1 protein-coding gene is annotated in these 241 nt (G+C 68.9%); it reads left to right on the forward strand.

From position 1 onward, the window contains the following. Positions 1-241, forward strand: a 241-nt coding sequence (locus tag HKX41_13110) for a hypothetical protein (protein ID NNC25073.1), incomplete at both ends; no start/stop codon positions are given.

Consider the following 241-nt stretch of genomic DNA (forward strand, 5'->3'; position numbering starts at 1 on the left):
CCTGACCACGCAGATGAAGTCGGTCGGCGAAGTCATGGCGATGGGCCGCACCTTCCAGGAATCGCTGCACAAGGCGCTGCGCGGGCTGGAGACCGGCAAGGTCGGGCTCGACCCCACCGGCCTGGACCTGAGCAGCGAAGCCGACCTGACCGCGCTCAAGCGCGAGCTCAAGGAACCGGGCCCGGAGCGCATGTTCTACATCGGCGACGCCTTCCGCGCCGGCCTCAGCGTCGAGGACGTG

The organism is Salifodinibacter halophilus (assembly GCA_012999515.1).
Taxonomy (GTDB): domain Bacteria; phylum Pseudomonadota; class Gammaproteobacteria; order Nevskiales; family Salinisphaeraceae; genus Salifodinibacter; species Salifodinibacter halophilus.